The following is a 14,135-nucleotide window of genomic DNA, read 5'->3' as shown; positions in this document are numbered from 1 at the left end:
ACCAGAATTCAGTCAATCGGGCCGCTCTTCCGGTTCTACCCGTTCAAGCTGATAGCCTGCCGCACGCCAGCCATCCGTGCCGTCCGGATACCAATGGATGTCCGTGTAGCCATATTCGACAGCCCGTTTCGCCGCATTCCAGGACATCCAGCAATCCGCCTGGCAAAAGATCACCACAGGTTGCGACTTGTCGCCTGCCGTTACAGCCGCAAGACCCTGCCTGAAATAAGCCGCATCAATCTCAGGGATTGTCTGATAACCCACGTTCGGCAGCCATATGCTTCCGGGGATGCTGTTCCGCGGCTTGTCGCGCCAGACGGTTCCTTCCGGGAGCTTTGCCGGTTTGGGAAGCCGCGGCAACACGTCGATGAAACGCGCCTCCCCGTTCTTCCATATCCGGTGGGCCTCGTCAGTCGACAGAACCGTGGCGCCGGCCAAGGTGCCCGGCACAGGTGCCCGGTAGGGTTTGCCCCGATAGCCGTCCGGCTCGGCGATGTCCTGGGCTGCCAGCGGTGTCACGAGAAGTGCCAGGACAAGAATGGCCAGGCCGTGGCGTATACCGCTGATCCTCGGAGAAGCGGCCGCGAAACCCATGTCAGTCTCCCTTCAGGGTCTGCGTTCCCATGTCATCCAGCAGCGGAACACCGGCGTCCAGAAGAATGGCGTTGATTTCGGTTCTGTTTCTGCGAATGAGGGAGTTGAGCTTGCGTTGCCACACCTTCTCGCCTGGCCTGACCCCCATGGTGATGCGGAAAAACAGGCGCGGTGGATTTTCCTCCTGCAGCAGAGGTGTGAGCTGGAATTCCGGAAAATCCGACTTTACCAGAGGCCCGCCGATCGGGCCCCAGAGCACCGCTGCGTCGATGGTCCCCGCCCTCAGGTCGTCAAGCATGTCGACTGCGGGTGACTCCACCCTGCGGTCAACGAACAGGTTATAGGGTTTCGCCTTTGCGATCATGCCGTTTCGGGCCAGGTGCGACGCAGGCGGCGATCCCGCGACAATGCCGAGACGCTTGCCCTTCAGGGCAGCGTCGGAAAGCGTTTTCACGTCGGAAAGGGTACTGTCTTTCGGCACGATCAGGGCGTAGGCCGAAGTCATGTAATGGTTGGTGTTCAGAACCAGTTCATGGCCTTGCGCATAGCCCATGATCACGTCGCAGCGGTTCGCTCTGAGCGTATTGCGTACGAAGCCGGTTGCCATCGGAAACCATGTGTACGCAACCGGTCGCTCGAGTTTCCCGGCGAACAACTCCGCCAGCCGGTTTTCGTAACCCGATCCGGATTCGTGCGACAAGGGCAAGTTCGCAGGGTCGGCGCACACGCGGAACTCGGATGTGGACACGAGATCCGACGTCTGCGCAAAGGCACGGTCAACGGTGCCTTGAAGCGATCCAGCCGGCACTGCAACCAACGCGGCCAGAAGTGCGGCGAGCCTGTTCATCCACCGGTCTGAAGCCACCTGCCCTCGCCGGTTACCCGAGGCAGGCATTTTCCTGCTCCCGGATGTCATCCGACTTCGCTTCCTTCTTGCTCGGTCTGCCACGCGCCACGACATCGGTGCCGCGTGCTTTCAGATAGACGTATATATCGTCGAGGTAACACATGACGTTCGGATTGGTTCCGAATGCTGGCATGACGGAATTCGCGGAGGCGTTGACCTTCTTCCGTCCATTCGTGACCACATCGACAAAGTCGTAGTAGTCCATCTCGATGGCGGAAACCTTCAAGGCAGGCGCGTAGGTCGACCCTTCGCCTTCAGGTCCGTGACAGACGTGACATTCGGAGTGGTAGCGGCGAAAGCCCGAATAGGTCAGCCAGTCGACGGTTCCGTCCTCCTGGATCCTGTATGTCGGAATGTCATCATCCGTGAAATACCGGCCACCTTCTTCATACGCGACCGCAACAAGGGCGTCGTCAACGACATTCTCGCCGTTCGAGGCAGTTGCCATCGTCAACATGCAGGCCGCTGCCGCCAGGATGCCGGTAAGAGTGTTCGTGCGCATCAACTGTCCTTCGGGGCTGGCTCGCCGGATGGCTTCGGATCCGCCCTGGGGATCTTGGTACCGGCGGCGTTTCGCTTGGATTTCGGCGAAGGCCGGCGCGGCAATCCGCGCCGGCCCAAGGCGTCAGGATGCCGGTCAGTTCGGGAGCGCGAAGACCGTCAATTGACCGCCGAGAGCGGTGTAGTCACTCAACGCGGCATACCCGCCGACCGCACCAAGCCCCTCGTTCGGGTTCGTCAATCCGGCTGCAAGTCCGATGCCGGCCCAGCCTCCGATCCCGGACAGGACGGCAACGTATTGCTTGCCGTTGTGGGTATAGGTCATCACGTTGCCGATGATCCCGGACGGTGTCTTGAACTTGTACAGCTCTTCACCGGTCTTGGCGTCCACGGCCTTCAGATAGCCTTCAAGCGTGCCGTAGAAGACAATGTCTCCGGAGGTTGCGAGGGCACCGGACCAGACCGAGAACTGTTCCGGAATCGACCAGACGATCTCGCCCTTTTCGTTGTCCCAGGCAATGAAGTTGCCCATGCCGCCATGGCTGTCACCCGCTGGATACATGGACAGGGTCGCGCCGACATAGGGTTGACCTGCCGTGTAGCTGACGCGGAATGGTTCATAGTCCATGCAGACGTGGTTGGTCGGCACGTAGAAAAGACCGGTTTCCGGCGAGTAGGACGCCGGCTGCTGGTCTTTGGAACCAAGTGCAGCAGGACAGATGCCCGTTGTATTGACGTCTTCGCCATTTTGCTTGGTCGAGTATTGCGCAACAACCTGCGGCCGGCCGTACTGGTCCGAATTCGGATCCATGACCACTTCCGTCGCCCAGTTGACCTTCGGGTCGAACTTTTCCGCGACCAGTAGTTCGCCCGTCACGCGATCCAGCGTGTAGCCGAAGCCGTTCCTGTCGAAGTGGGTCAGGAGCTTGCGCGTTTCGCCGCCGAATTCCTGCTCCGTCAGGATCATTTCATTGACCCCGTCGTAGTCCCATTCGTCATGCGGCGTCATCTGGTAGAACCAGCGCGCAACACCGGTGTCGACGTCGCGGGCCATGATTGTCATGGACCAGCGGTTGTCGCCCGGACGCTGCGCCGGGTTCCAGGTCGACGGGTTGCCGGTGCCGTAGTACATCAGGTTTTCGTCGGCATCATAGGAATACCAGCCCCACGTGGTGCCTCCGCCGATCTTCCACTGATCGCCTTCCCAGGTGTTGAGGCCGCTGTCCTTGCCGACCGGCTTGCCGAGATGCATGGTCTTTTCAGGATCGACCAGAATGTCGCTGTCAGGACCCATGGAATAGGCCCGCCATGCGAGAGAACCGTCCTTGATGTTGTAGGCTGTCACGGATCCGCGGACCCCGAACTCACCGCCGGAAATGCCGACCAGGACCTTGTCCTTCACGGGCATGACGGTTGCGGTATTGGTTTCGCCCACCGAAGGATCGCCGTTGACGACGCTCCAGACTTCCTCACCCGTCTTGGAGTCGAGGGCGACCAGTTTCGTGTCGGCCTGGTGAAGGAAGATCTTGCCGTCGGCATAGGCAACGCCGCGGTAGACCGTGTCACAGCACATCACGGCAATGACGTCGGCATTCTGCTTCGGTTCGTATTTCCAGATGATCTTGCCGTCGTTGTCGAGATCGAGGGCATAGACCGTGTTCGGGAAAGGCGTATGCACATACATCACGTTGTCGACGACAAGCGGCGAGCCTTCATGTCCGCGCAGCACACCAGTGGAAAACGTCCAGGCGACCTGGAGGTCCTTGACGTTGTCCTTGTTGATCTGGTCCAGCTTGGAAAAGCGCTGGTTCTTGTAATCACCCGTTTGAATGACCCATTGGTTCGGGTCGTCCATCATTTTCTGCAGATTCGCATCTGCGTGGGCTGTTCCGGCTCCTAAAGCCAGCACAGCTGCGGATATGAGTATGTGTCTCATGTCTTCCTCCCGTAGCGAGACTGGGGCATTTCATGCGTCAGGCCATCGCCGACGGCCGTTCGGGCTGCCGGAGTGCGCGACTGCAGGCGCCCGGGTCCGATACGGCGGTCAGACAAGCCGTCTGTTCCACTGTTGGTCTCAGTTCCCTCCCTCTTCTTCGAACGTCGCCAGGTAAGCGACGATGTCCTGCCGGTCCGTTTCCTTGCGAAGCCCCGCAAAGCTCATTTTGGTGCCGGGCAGAAATTTCTTCGGCTTGGTCAGAAAGACGTCCAGGTTCTCGACGGTCCAAACCAGATGGTCCTGTTCCGCAGCTTCCCGCAGCGCCTTGGAGTATTTGAAATCCGCCTGATTTGCCGCGGCGCCACCAACGACACCGTTCAGAACCGGGCCCGTCTTCACGGCCGCGTCCACACCGACCGCATGACAGGCCTTGCATTTGCGGAAAACCTTCTCGCCATTGACCGGGTCACCCGGTTCCAGAGCATTCGCCGGATGCAGGGCCCAGAGGAATGAAAGAGCGAAAAGCGGCAGGCTTCGCCGTGATGAGACCGGTGTTCTCATGCGGTCCCCTTGCCGTTTTCCTGTTGCCGAGATTGGCTCTTCAGCCGTTCGGCGTGCCAAGCGATATGATCGCCAGCGAATGTCGAAACGAAGAAGTAAGAGTGATCGTAGCGTTTCTGCATGCGGATCACGGCCGGCTGACAGGTCTCCGTCACCACGCCGGCGAACGCCTGCGGCCTGAGCAGATTGACGAATTGATCGTCGGCACCCTGGTCAATCAGGATGTCGCCGTTCCAGCCACGCTCGCGCAGCAGGATCGTGGCGTCATAGTCGGCCCATGCGGCCTCATCGTCGCCCAGATACGCCGTGAGCTGCTTGCGGCCCCAGGCAGACTGGGTCGGATTTGTGATCGGAGCGAACGCGGATACGGATCGATAGAGCCCGGGATTGCGCAACGCGATGGTCAACGCGCCGTGGCCGCCCATCGAATGACCGGTGATCCCGTGCCGCTCGCTGATCGGGAAGGAAATCTGCGCCAGTTCGCGCAATTCCTTCACGACATAGTCGTACATCCGGAAATGCGTCTTCCAGGGGGACTTCGTCGCATTGACGTAAAATCCGGCTCCCTGACCGAGATCGTAGGCTTCGTCATCGGCGACGCCGTCGCCGCGGGGGCTGGTGTCGGGAAATATGAGTGCCACGCCGTGTTTTGCCGCGTGCGCCTGAAGACCGGCCTTGGTCATGGCGTTCTCATGCGTGCAAGTCAGTCCCGACAGGTACCACAGGCAGGGCACCGCCCCTTCTGCCGCCTGGGGAGGCAGGAAGATCGCAAACGTCATCTGGCAGCAACAGGCTGCAGACTGGTGTTTGTAAACGGTCTGCACGCCGCCAAAACATTTGCTTTCGGCAAGGGTTTCCATGGCTAGGCTACCTAGTAAAGAACGACGGAGCGGATGGATTCGCCTGCATGCATGAGGTCGAAGCCCTTGTTGATGTCCTCGAGCGGCATGGTGTGGGTGATCATCGGATCGATCTCGATCTTGCCGTCCATGTACCAGTCGACAATCTTCGGCACGTCCGTGCGTCCGCGCGCGCCGCCGAAGGCCGTGCCGCGCCAGGACCGGCCCGTCACCAGCTGGAACGGACGCGTGGCAATCTCGGCCCCGGCCGGGGCCACGCCGATGATGATGCTCTCGCCCCAGCCCTTGTGAGCCGATTCAAGCGCTGCGCGCATGACCTGCACATTGCCCGTCGCGTCGAAGGTGTAGTCCGCACCACCCTTGGTCAGATCGACCAGATACGGAACGAGATCGCCCTCCACTTCGCTCGGGTTGACGAAATCCGTCATGCCGAAACGCGTCGCCATCTCCACCTTGGCCGGGTTCAGGTCGACACCGACAATCTGGTCCGCACCGGCAAGGCGCAGACCCTGGATCACGTTCAGGCCGATGCCGCCGAGGCCGAAGACGATGGCGCGCGAGCCTTCTTCCACCTTGGCCGTGTTGATCACCGCACCGATGCCGGTGGTCACGCCGCAGCCGATGTAGCAGACCTTGTCAAAGGGCGCGTCGGGCCGGATCTTGGCCAGCGCGATCTCTGGCACAACCGTGTAGTTGGCGAAGGTCGAGGTGCCCATGTAGTGCAGGATCGGATCGCCATCGAGCGTGGTGAAGCGGGACGAGCCGTCCGGCATCAGCCCCTGCCCCTGGGTGGAGCGGATCGCCTGGCACAGATTGGTCTTCGGATTGAGGCAGTATTCGCAGTTGCGGCACTCGGGCGTATAGAGCGGAATGACATGGTCGCCCGGCTTCAGCGTGGTGACCCCCGGCCCCACTTCCACGACGACACCGGCACCCTCGTGACCCAGGATCGCCGGAAACAGACCTTCCGGATCCGCACCGGACAGCGTGAACTCGTCGGTGTGGCAAATGCCCGTGGCCTTCACCTCCACAAGCACCTCGAAGGCACGCGGACCTTCCAGATTGACTGTGGTCACCTCAAGCGGTTTTCCGGCGGCAACTGCAACTGCTGCACGAGTTTTCATACAAAGTCTCCGTCCGGAAATATTGAAGTGTCCGTCTGTATCAGCGACTATATTCCCAAGCCCTTTTGAGACAATTGCGACCTTAGTGTGTGTTTCGGCGTGTAGACAAAATTTCTGCCTCGCTTACAATGAATACGAACGAGGACGCAGAATATGAAATATAGTGCGAAAATAGGATCATTTTTTATTTCATCACTACTTTCTGCCGGTTTCGCCATGGGCAACGCGCAGGCGGCCATGTTCGATGACCCCACCTGGCCCTGCCAGCAGCGAAAGGTTCAGGAGCTGTCCATCGGTCTCATGTGGAACCGGGCGCTCCCCGACGCTTTCGACCTGGACACACGCCGCCCTCTTCCAGAAGAGGCACGCAATCTTGTTGCGCTACTATCGTTGCGCCGCGTGTCGCTGGTCGAGGCGGAAGACGCGGTAAAGTCTTTTTCAGGAAATACCGAATTCGCCGACCCGCAAACCATGCTGTTCATCTTTGCCGAGATTTTCACCACGCTTGGCAAGACACGCCGCGATGTCATCAGTGGCATCGAGCAATATTCCCTGAAACAGATCGCCTTGTCGGAAAGGATCGAAACCACGCGCTCGGAAATGCGGGACATCGAAGAAACCGCCGATCCGGACTTCGACAGGATTGACCTCCTAGAGGAGCAGCTGGATTGGGATGAACGGGTGTTCCGTGACCGGACAAGGTCGCTGACACATGTCTGCGAGACCCCGGTTCTGATCGAAAAACGCCTCTATGCCATCGCCCAGTTGCTTCTGAAATATGCGCGTTAGGGTGCGCCCTACTCCCATTCAAGCTCCGTAAAGGCGACCGTTGCGTTGCGGGCGTTATAGACTTCGAACAGCTCCCACTTCCCTCCTTGCGCAAGGCCGATGGTCCCAACCGCGTCGCTCATGCGATTGCCGGCGTCCAGCGACGCGCGCGTGTCCTTCTCCAGGAGGTCGAGATAGGCGCGGACCGGTGCAATCGCCGCGGCCGGTTCCATCAAGGGTGCGCCATGACCGGGCACGATTTTCTTTGGGTCGATTTCCTCTATTTGATCAAGCACCTGCAACCAACCTTTCAATGATCCGTCGAGGACGGGAATGTGCCGGTTGAACACGAGATCGCCCGCGAACAATGTCCCCGTGGCGCGGTCCCAAACGGTGAGATCGGTTGTCGAATGGGCAACCGGCCAGGACATCAAGTCAAGAACGCGTCCTCCGAGATCGATTTCGCTCAGCGCAGATACGGCAAAGTCCGTCTCCGTTCCCAGAAACCCGCGTTGTCCGACGCCGATTTCGAAGGTCAACAAGTAGCTTTCTTCCCGGTCCCTGAGGGCTCTTTCAAGATTTGGATGGCCGATGACCGTCGCACCGGCTTCGGCAAAGACCGACGCCCCGAACAGATGATCCGGATGGACATGGGTCAGGACAAGATGTGAAATCGGCAACGAACTGACAGAACGGATTGCCCGGTAAAACGCTTCTCCCACGGCACGGGATCCGCCTGCATCGATCACGGCGATGGCCTTGTCACCCACAATGAAGCCTAGATTGGCGATGTCTCCACCATTGCCGGGATTTGGCTCCGCTACCGCTCCCGTGTGCACGTAGATGCCTTCTGCGACTTGCTGCAGCGGCAAACCGGCGGCGGAGATGGCGCAAACCGCGCCGGACGCCCTATATTTCGTTTCGTCCAATGCGAAGGTACCGGCATCCATGTTTTCCTTGCGCTCGACACATTCCTGTTCCGTTCGTGTTTCGTGACCGGCAAGAAGCTGCTGACGACAAACGCCCGGATCTTCCAGCAGGCACAAACTGATCAGAATTTCATACATCTGCGCTGCATCCCTGTCTGGACTTTCCGGTTCACTTGATCGTCGGCACCCAGTCTTTCAACCGGCAAAGGTCGCCGCAATACATCCCAAAGGATTGATTTTGGTAACACCGCAAAGATGCTAATATTCCCGAGATGCCGGAAATTGAGAAATCGCAGTCTGGTGCGCGTCCAGCGAGTAGTCGGCAGAAGTCTGCGGGCGTGTTCTTGACGGGTCGACGGGAGAGACCTGGACGATGACGATAATACCGAAAAATTTGCTGCAAGCCGGCATTTCCGGACCAGCCGCGATCTTTGTGGGCTTGCAAGTCTTGCTTTCTGCAAGTTTTGCGGTTGCAGACACGGATGCGATCAGAAATCCTCTGCAGCCCAAAGGCAGCTGGACTGAGCTGCGGGGGGACATTGTCGGTGACACCCTGCCGAAGCCCGCCAACGGGATCATAGAACTTGATGCGCCCTACCGCGCGCATGACGCGGCCACGGTCCCAATCGTGATACGCCAGTCCTCACCGAATTCGCCTACAATCGGCAAGGCACTTCTGGTCATTGACGAAAACCCGGCACCTGTGGCTGCAGAACTCACCTTCAGCGGCTCGATGCATCCGATCGACATGGAAATCAGGGTACGCGTCAATCAATACTCAAATGTCCGGGTCGTCGCCGACACGGCAGATGGCCCGGTCATGGCGGGACGCTTCGTCAAGGCCTCGGGAGGCTGCTCGGCACCGGCCACCAAATCGCCTGAACTTGCCATGTCGCAAATGGGTCAGATCCGGGCGAAGCACTTCACGCCGGCCGTCGAGAAATCGACCAACCGGCGGGAGGCCCAGATCATGATCCGGCATCCCAACTATTCCGGGCTGCAACGCGATCAGGTCACGCAGCTGTTCATTTCCGCGCATTTTGTCAATTTCATTGAAGTGCGCCAGGGCGATGAAACGCTGTTTACGGTCGAAGGCGGTATTTCCCTGTCCGAAAACCCCGTGATCCGTTTCCAGTACACGGACAACGGCACCGACGACCTGGTGATCCGGGCGGAGGACACCGAAGGCAATGAATGGGAGAAGACCGTTCCCAAGGACAGACAGAGCTGAGCAGAAAAGCCAGATCGCTCCCTGTCAAGGAAGGCGCGTCCGGGTGGATACGGAGTGCATCCGGCCCGTTGCGGAGCCATGCAATCTTAAAAGCAGCGGATATCGGCTTCCGCCTGGGCTCTTCTGAGATCCGAGACCAGTTTCTTCGCACTGGCTGCCGTGCGGAACAGGGACATGCGTTCGCCGCCCACAAGCTGCAGAGACAATACCGTCTCCGCTTCGACGTATCTCTCATAGGAAATGATGGTCGCGATGATGTCGATCGAGCATGAACACCGGCGCAGAACGTCGCTGCTCTGCCCGTTGGTGGCCATGCAGGCAAACACGTATTCGGCTCGCGCCTCGGTCGGATAGTCGTTCAGGTGCTGCAATCCCCTATCCGCTTGAGCGAACGCAGGAGCGGTCACGGCAAGTGTTCCCAGAAGGGCCAACGCACAGACAAGACGCCGGCGCGGTTGGACCTGTCGACCGGCATACACGTGGATGTCAGCGCTCATTCTTCACCCTCCAGGCCCTGGAAAAGGATCGTACTGCTATAGGCGGGCAACGTGTCCGGAAGCGCTGAACGCGTCCCGCGCTCTTCGCTCGTTTCTGCCTTCAGAGCGTAATACCAGCCGGGGATTTCGCCGGAGACCGTCACGGACAGAGCCAGTGTCTCGATCCCCCGCATCCTGTCGCTGGCCGGATCATTCCAGAAAGGATAGAGCACGACCGACTGCGCCTCGACCTGACGATCCCCCCATTTCACGGTCACCTCCTGTACCGGGTGTTCCTTCAGCAGCTCCGCCTTGATCCTGTTGCGCATGTAGTAAGGACTGCCCCCGGCAAGTCCGGACAGGTCCCTGACCACGGTTTCCAGAAAATACATGATAAGCGGATTGCCGACGCTGGCCGGAAACGCTCCGACGCGCCTGCGGTCACCTTGCGCACCGAAATGGATTTCTGCCATGTCATCGGAGGTCAGTTGCAAGCTGATCGGTCCGGTATTCTTCTGCTCGAGCGGCCGGCTGCCGGGTGCCGACACGCTGCGCCGGTATTCAAGCGTCGCTTTGTCGGAAATGGTGTCGAGCGTCCCTTCCCGGAACAAGAGCTCGTGCGTCCCCGCGGCAAATCCCGGAGACATCGCCGCGCACAGGAGTGCGAGCGTCAACAGGCCTATCGCAACCGGACGCAGTCCTGTCGCGGCCTTCAGGGTCTCGATCTGTCGTGTTGCCATGCGTTCAGATTCTACCGGTGCCGCCGCATAAGTCAGCACAGACATTTGTCTGTATTCCCCGTGTCCTGCCCCGGGGTCCAGGGGCCGGGCCGCTCAGCCGGCGTTCAGTTGTCTCGTCTCCCAGTCGATCAATGGCCTCAGTCTCGAAAGCTCGACAGGCTTGGTCAGGATGGTAAAGCCATGCGCCCTGCTCTGTTCGGCAAGATCCTCTTCGCGGTTTGCAGTGATCATGATCGCGGGAATGTCGGTTTTTGTCGCGCGTCTCAATTCGACGATTGTCTTGATGCCGTTGTCGTCCGCATCAAGCTGGTAGTCGGCCAGAATGATGTCCGGCGGCATGCCGAGTTCGCGCACGCAGGTGAGCGCCTCCTTCGTCGATGCGGCCGTCAGAACGCTGCCGCCCCAGGATTCGATTTGCCGGGCTGTCGCGAACATGACATCCGGATTGTTCTCCACGATCAGCACGATGACATCCATGGCGCCCGGGACACGCGGCAAGGCCGTGTTTTCACTGTTTTCGGTCACCGCCGGCGCGTCGCAGATCGGTATCGTAATCGAAAAGACGGATCCAACCCCCGGTTTCGATCGCACGTTTACGGAATGGTTCAACCGGCGGCAGGCGCGATCCACGATCGACAGCCCGAGCCCCATACCGACCCCTGCGCTGTCGGGCGCGGCTCTGGTGAACTCGTTGAAAATGCGCTTCTGATCCTTCTTGGAGATACCGATGCCCGTGTCCCAGACTTCTATGACGACGTTCGGGCCCTTGCGCCTGCACCCGGCCAGCACGCGGCCCTCCTGCGTGTATTGAATGCCGTTCACGATCAGGTTCTGCACCGACCGGACGAGATAGCGCTGGTCGCTTCTGACCCAGATGCTGCTCGGGACGATATCAAGTCTGATACCCTTCTCCTCGGCAAGCTGGCGGCAGTCCCGTTGAACCGTCGAAAGCAGCTCTCCGATGTTGAATGTGCTGAGGCTGAGTTCCGTGCCCGTGGAGTCCAGTCTGGAGATGTCCAGCAAAGCATGCAGCAGGGACTCGATCGACTTGAATGAGCGCTCAAGGCGGGAGACCGTTTCCGCGACAACCTTTTCCGACGTGCTTTCGGTCATCGTGGAGATGAGAAGTTTTGCCGCGTTCACGGGCTGAAGCAGATCATGGCTCGCGGCCGCGAAGAACCTGGTTTTCGAAGACACGGCCTCTTCCGCGCGCTCCTTGGCCTGGCGCAGCTGGTCGTCGATCCGGATCTGCTCTTCGTGCTGGCGCTGCAGACGCTCATTGGCTTCCGTAAGCTCGCGCGTGCGCTCGCCAACTCTTTTTTCCAGCACGTCCGTCATCTGTGCTTCGGCCGTGAAGTCGATGACATTCATGATGAGTCCGGTGTCGGGAAGACGGTGAATGCCAATGTTCAGTATGTCGCCCGAGGTCAGCCTGACCTTGCGGTCTATGCCTTCCCGGTCCGGTGCGATCGCGGCAAGGAATTCCTCCTCGATGCTTGCACCCGTTTCAGCCGCCAGTTCGTGGCGTGCAAAGAAGGCAAGGATCTGGCCGAGTGGCGTGCCCTTCCGGACAAGCGTCACCGGAAGACGCAGAAGCTTGCGGAAGCGCTCGTTCCGCAGAATCAGGGAGCCTGACGGCGAAAAGGTGCACACCCCCTGGGAAATATGTTCGAACGCCGCCTTCATGAAAACCGACTGCTTGTCGATCAGCTGGTCTTTCTCGATTCGGTTCTGTAGAACGATATTGGTGATTTCCGTCGAGAGCAGTGCCGTTTTTCTCGGTGACGTGCGCTTTTGCGTAATCTGGAACCACCGGTCGTTCTTCAGGCCGAACACGGAAGGATATTTCGCGGACCCGGCGTCGTTGCGGCTGTTTGCGCCGTTCGCCTTGTTCAGCGACGCGCCTTTCGTTATGACCTGCGGGCAGCCATCAAGGGCTTCGAAATAATCGGCGATACTGATCCCGTTGACGATCTTCTCGCAGATGCCGGGCACCATGTTCCTGAATTGTGCGTTGCAGACTTCGAGCGCATCTCCGGTGAAAAGCGCGAAGCCTCCTTCCATTGCGTCCAGCGCGTCGGCCAGGTTGCGTTCGGTCTGTTCAAGGGCGAATTCGGAATTCTTGAGCCGGTTGCTCGCCTGCCCGAGCGTGTCCAGAACCTGTTCGAGATGTTTCGTCTTCTCCCAGACCTCACCCTGAAGCGCGATGGCAGACTGAAACAGGGAATACGCGGACCGGCCAACGTCATTTTCCCGGGCAGCCCGTTGCATGAGCGCCTCGATTATTTTGCCCTGGCGCTCGAGTTGGGTCTCAAGGGGTTCGCTCGGATCGATCAATAGAGTGCTCCGTCGCTTGGCGGAAAGAAGGCGACCCCTATGAACGTCTGGTTCACGTGCACACCCAGATGCTGCTCACCATAGGTGTTGAAACCGAAGACGTGGTTCTCGCGCAGGATTGCCGAAACATCCGCCGTGAGGTTCTTCTGCTCGATTTCCAGCCTGCGCAGATAGCAGTCGAATCCGATGATGAAGTCAGGCTTCTGGTTGTGTTCGCGAAAATGATCGAGCCCTGAATCCAACGTTTGCAGGATCTCCCTTCCCTGTCCGAGCGTGAGAACCAGGCCGTCGTCGATCGCGGACAGGAACCAGAGACCGCCGCCTTCTTCAACCTGCTGTATTGCGCGCACATGCCAGCTCTGTCCGCTTCTGATCAGGACAGGGTTCTCCGCAAACACCTGCGGCGAGAGTTGCTCCACCGGGCAGTTCACGTAACGCGCATACTCGCGTGCGGCCGGGACACCGTTTATGTCCAGCACAAGCCTTTCTTCCGGCACAGCGCGCGTCACGACCATCTGCCGGCTGGTTGGCTGGAAATGATTGAAACCGATGCCCCTGAAAGACAGGTCGGTTTCTATGAGGAGGACAAGCGCAGCGTTCCTGTGCGCGTGCCCCCCGTGGGACACGTAGGTTTCACCGAATGCGAGGCCATTTCCGGCTGACCCCCCGAATACCGGGATTTCTCCCAGGCCGGCATTGAGAGCTGCGACGAGCAGATCCTCCTGCTTGGACATGCCGTCGGCGATGACAAGTGCCACGGTCCTCCAGTTGCCGGTTCTTGGAAACCTTTCCGCGAGCACCCTGGCCCGGTTCGCGGTCCGCTCGATCGACAGGGGCTTCAGCGGCTTGATTAGAGCGGAGGAACAGCGGAAGTGGCGCCTTGGAAAGGCCATGACCAGCAAGGCGTGCTTTTCGTAGCCCTGTGCCGTAATCTGCCCCGCCGTCGAGCAGCCGAAGACCGTTGCAGACGACATCTGCCGCGCGAATTCGTTCGAAACCTTTTCCGGATCAAGATGGTCAGGCATGAAGAAAAGGACGAAGCAGATTGCGTCGGTGTTGAAGTCCGCAATGGCCTCCCGCACCGCGTCCGCCTCTGAATTTGCATGCGACACGCCGATCTGCACCGCCTTCGGCTTGTCGAGCCTTTTTTCCAGTAGAACCGTCATCCCGA

At 59.4% G+C, this 14,135-nt stretch carries 14 protein-coding genes; 2 read left to right on the top strand and 12 right to left on the bottom strand.

Annotated features, from left to right (window positions below; genetic code table 11):
* Positions 1-12: 12 nt before the first annotated feature.
* From ACO07N_RS21595 to ACO07N_RS21565, 7 genes are all read right to left on the bottom strand, one after another.
* Positions 13-594 carry a PQQ-dependent catabolism-associated CXXCW motif protein gene (locus ACO07N_RS21595; protein ID WP_421983003.1) on the bottom strand — a complete coding sequence of 194 codons (582 nt, stop codon included), beginning with the start codon at positions 592-594 and terminating at the stop codon, positions 13-15.
* 1 nt (position 595) lies between these two features.
* Positions 596-1,441 (bottom strand): substrate-binding domain-containing protein, encoded by an 846-nt coding sequence (locus ACO07N_RS21590; RefSeq protein ID WP_421984470.1) that lies wholly within the window; start codon positions 1,439-1,441, stop codon positions 596-598.
* A 31-nt stretch (positions 1,442-1,472) separates the two neighbouring features.
* A complete protein-coding gene (locus tag ACO07N_RS21585; RefSeq protein WP_421984469.1) occupies positions 1,473-1,949 on the bottom strand; it encodes a c-type cytochrome, methanol metabolism-related in 477 nt (158 codons plus the stop codon).
* A gap of 189 nt (positions 1,950-2,138) precedes the next feature.
* Positions 2,139-3,938, bottom strand: a complete 1,800-nt coding sequence (gene xoxF5, locus ACO07N_RS21580) for a lanthanide-dependent methanol dehydrogenase XoxF5 (RefSeq protein WP_421983002.1) — start codon at positions 3,936-3,938, stop codon at positions 2,139-2,141.
* A 138-nt stretch (positions 3,939-4,076) separates the two neighbouring features.
* Positions 4,077-4,499: a c-type cytochrome gene (locus tag ACO07N_RS21575; protein WP_421983001.1), complete on the bottom strand. Its 423-nt coding sequence runs from the start codon at positions 4,497-4,499 to the stop codon at positions 4,077-4,079.
* Positions 4,496-5,359 carry an S-formylglutathione hydrolase gene (fghA, locus tag ACO07N_RS21570; RefSeq protein WP_421983000.1) on the bottom strand — a complete coding sequence of 288 codons (864 nt, stop codon included), beginning with the start codon at positions 5,357-5,359 and terminating at the stop codon, positions 4,496-4,498. The genes ACO07N_RS21575 and fghA overlap by 4 nt, the downstream gene beginning before the upstream one ends.
* Positions 5,360-5,370: 11 nt before the next feature.
* Positions 5,371-6,483 (bottom strand): S-(hydroxymethyl)glutathione dehydrogenase/class III alcohol dehydrogenase, encoded by a 1,113-nt coding sequence (locus ACO07N_RS21565; protein WP_421982999.1) that lies wholly within the window; start codon positions 6,481-6,483, stop codon positions 5,371-5,373.
* A gap of 216 nt (positions 6,484-6,699) precedes the next feature.
* On the opposite strand from ACO07N_RS21565, the gene ACO07N_RS21560 reads away from it, so the two are divergent.
* Positions 6,700-7,272, top strand: coding sequence for a hypothetical protein (locus tag ACO07N_RS21560; protein ID WP_421982998.1), 573 nt, complete (start codon positions 6,700-6,702; stop codon positions 7,270-7,272).
* 8 nt (positions 7,273-7,280) lie between these two features.
* On the opposite strand, the gene ACO07N_RS21555 is transcribed toward ACO07N_RS21560, so the two are convergent.
* Complete coding sequence (locus ACO07N_RS21555) at positions 7,281-8,318, bottom strand: quinoprotein relay system zinc metallohydrolase 2 (protein ID WP_421982997.1); 1,038 nt, start codon at positions 8,316-8,318, stop codon at positions 7,281-7,283.
* Between the two features lie 310 nt (positions 8,319-8,628).
* Here ACO07N_RS21555 and ACO07N_RS21550 point away from each other — a divergent pair, with 310 nt between their 5' ends.
* Positions 8,629-9,411, top strand: a complete 783-nt coding sequence (locus ACO07N_RS21550) for a quinoprotein dehydrogenase-associated SoxYZ-like carrier (RefSeq protein ID WP_421982996.1) — start codon at positions 8,629-8,631, stop codon at positions 9,409-9,411.
* An 86-nt stretch (positions 9,412-9,497) separates the two neighbouring features.
* Here ACO07N_RS21550 and ACO07N_RS21545 read toward each other — a convergent pair whose 3' ends face one another.
* From ACO07N_RS21545 to ACO07N_RS21530, 4 genes are all read right to left on the bottom strand, one after another.
* The gene (locus ACO07N_RS21545; protein WP_421982995.1) at positions 9,498-9,908 is read right to left on the bottom strand and encodes a hypothetical protein; all 411 of its coding nucleotides are present in this window, start codon (positions 9,906-9,908) and stop codon (positions 9,498-9,500) included.
* Entirely contained in the window at positions 9,905-10,627 is a 723-nt protein-coding gene (locus ACO07N_RS21540) for a hypothetical protein (protein WP_421982994.1), read from the bottom strand. The genes ACO07N_RS21545 and ACO07N_RS21540 overlap by 4 nt, the downstream gene beginning before the upstream one ends.
* A gap of 93 nt (positions 10,628-10,720) precedes the next feature.
* On the bottom strand, positions 10,721-12,964 hold the full coding sequence (locus tag ACO07N_RS21535; RefSeq protein WP_421982993.1) for an ATP-binding protein: 2,244 nt from the start codon (positions 12,962-12,964) through the stop codon (positions 10,721-10,723).
* A complete protein-coding gene (locus tag ACO07N_RS21530) occupies positions 12,961-14,130 on the bottom strand; it encodes an FIST N-terminal domain-containing protein (protein WP_421982992.1) in 1,170 nt (389 codons plus the stop codon). Before ACO07N_RS21530 ends, ACO07N_RS21535 begins: the two co-directional genes overlap by 4 nt.
* Positions 14,131-14,135 lie beyond the last annotated feature (5 nt).

The sequence above is a fragment of the Roseibium sp. genome, from assembly GCF_965229775.1.
Classification (GTDB): domain Bacteria; phylum Pseudomonadota; class Alphaproteobacteria; order Rhizobiales; family Stappiaceae; genus Roseibium.
This window is presented reverse-complemented; position numbering and strand designations above follow the sequence as displayed.

What these genes read in the sequence shown, in the direction of transcription:
- ACO07N_RS21595 (WP_421983003.1), bottom strand. Translation starts at nt 594, where the DNA reads ATGGGTTTCGCGGCCGCTTCTCCGAGGATCAGCGGTATACGCCACGGC.
- ACO07N_RS21575 (WP_421983001.1), bottom strand. Translation starts at nt 4,499, where the DNA reads ATGAGAACACCGGTCTCATCACGGCGAAGCCTGCCGCTTTTCGCTCTT.
- xoxF5 (WP_421983002.1), bottom strand. Translation starts at nt 3,938, where the DNA reads ATGAGACACATACTCATATCCGCAGCTGTGCTGGCTTTAGGAGCCGGA.
- ACO07N_RS21530 (WP_421982992.1), bottom strand. Translation starts at nt 14,130, where the DNA reads ATGACGGTTCTACTGGAAAAAAGGCTCGACAAGCCGAAGGCGGTGCAG.
- fghA (WP_421983000.1), bottom strand. Translation starts at nt 5,359, where the DNA reads ATGGAAACCCTTGCCGAAAGCAAATGTTTTGGCGGCGTGCAGACCGTT.
- ACO07N_RS21540 (WP_421982994.1), bottom strand. Translation starts at nt 10,627, where the DNA reads ATGGCAACACGACAGATCGAGACCCTGAAGGCCGCGACAGGACTGCGT.
- ACO07N_RS21560 (WP_421982998.1), top strand. Translation starts at nt 6,700, where the DNA reads ATGGGCAACGCGCAGGCGGCCATGTTCGATGACCCCACCTGGCCCTGC.
- ACO07N_RS21590 (WP_421984470.1), bottom strand. Translation starts at nt 1,441, where the DNA reads ATGAACAGGCTCGCCGCACTTCTGGCCGCGTTGGTTGCAGTGCCGGCT.
- ACO07N_RS21555 (WP_421982997.1), bottom strand. Translation starts at nt 8,318, where the DNA reads ATGTATGAAATTCTGATCAGTTTGTGCCTGCTGGAAGATCCGGGCGTT.
- ACO07N_RS21565 (WP_421982999.1), bottom strand. Translation starts at nt 6,483, where the DNA reads ATGAAAACTCGTGCAGCAGTTGCAGTTGCCGCCGGAAAACCGCTTGAG.
- ACO07N_RS21585 (WP_421984469.1), bottom strand. Translation starts at nt 1,949, where the DNA reads ATGGCAACTGCCTCGAACGGCGAGAATGTCGTTGACGACGCCCTTGTT.
- ACO07N_RS21545 (WP_421982995.1), bottom strand. Translation starts at nt 9,908, where the DNA reads ATGAGCGCTGACATCCACGTGTATGCCGGTCGACAGGTCCAACCGCGC.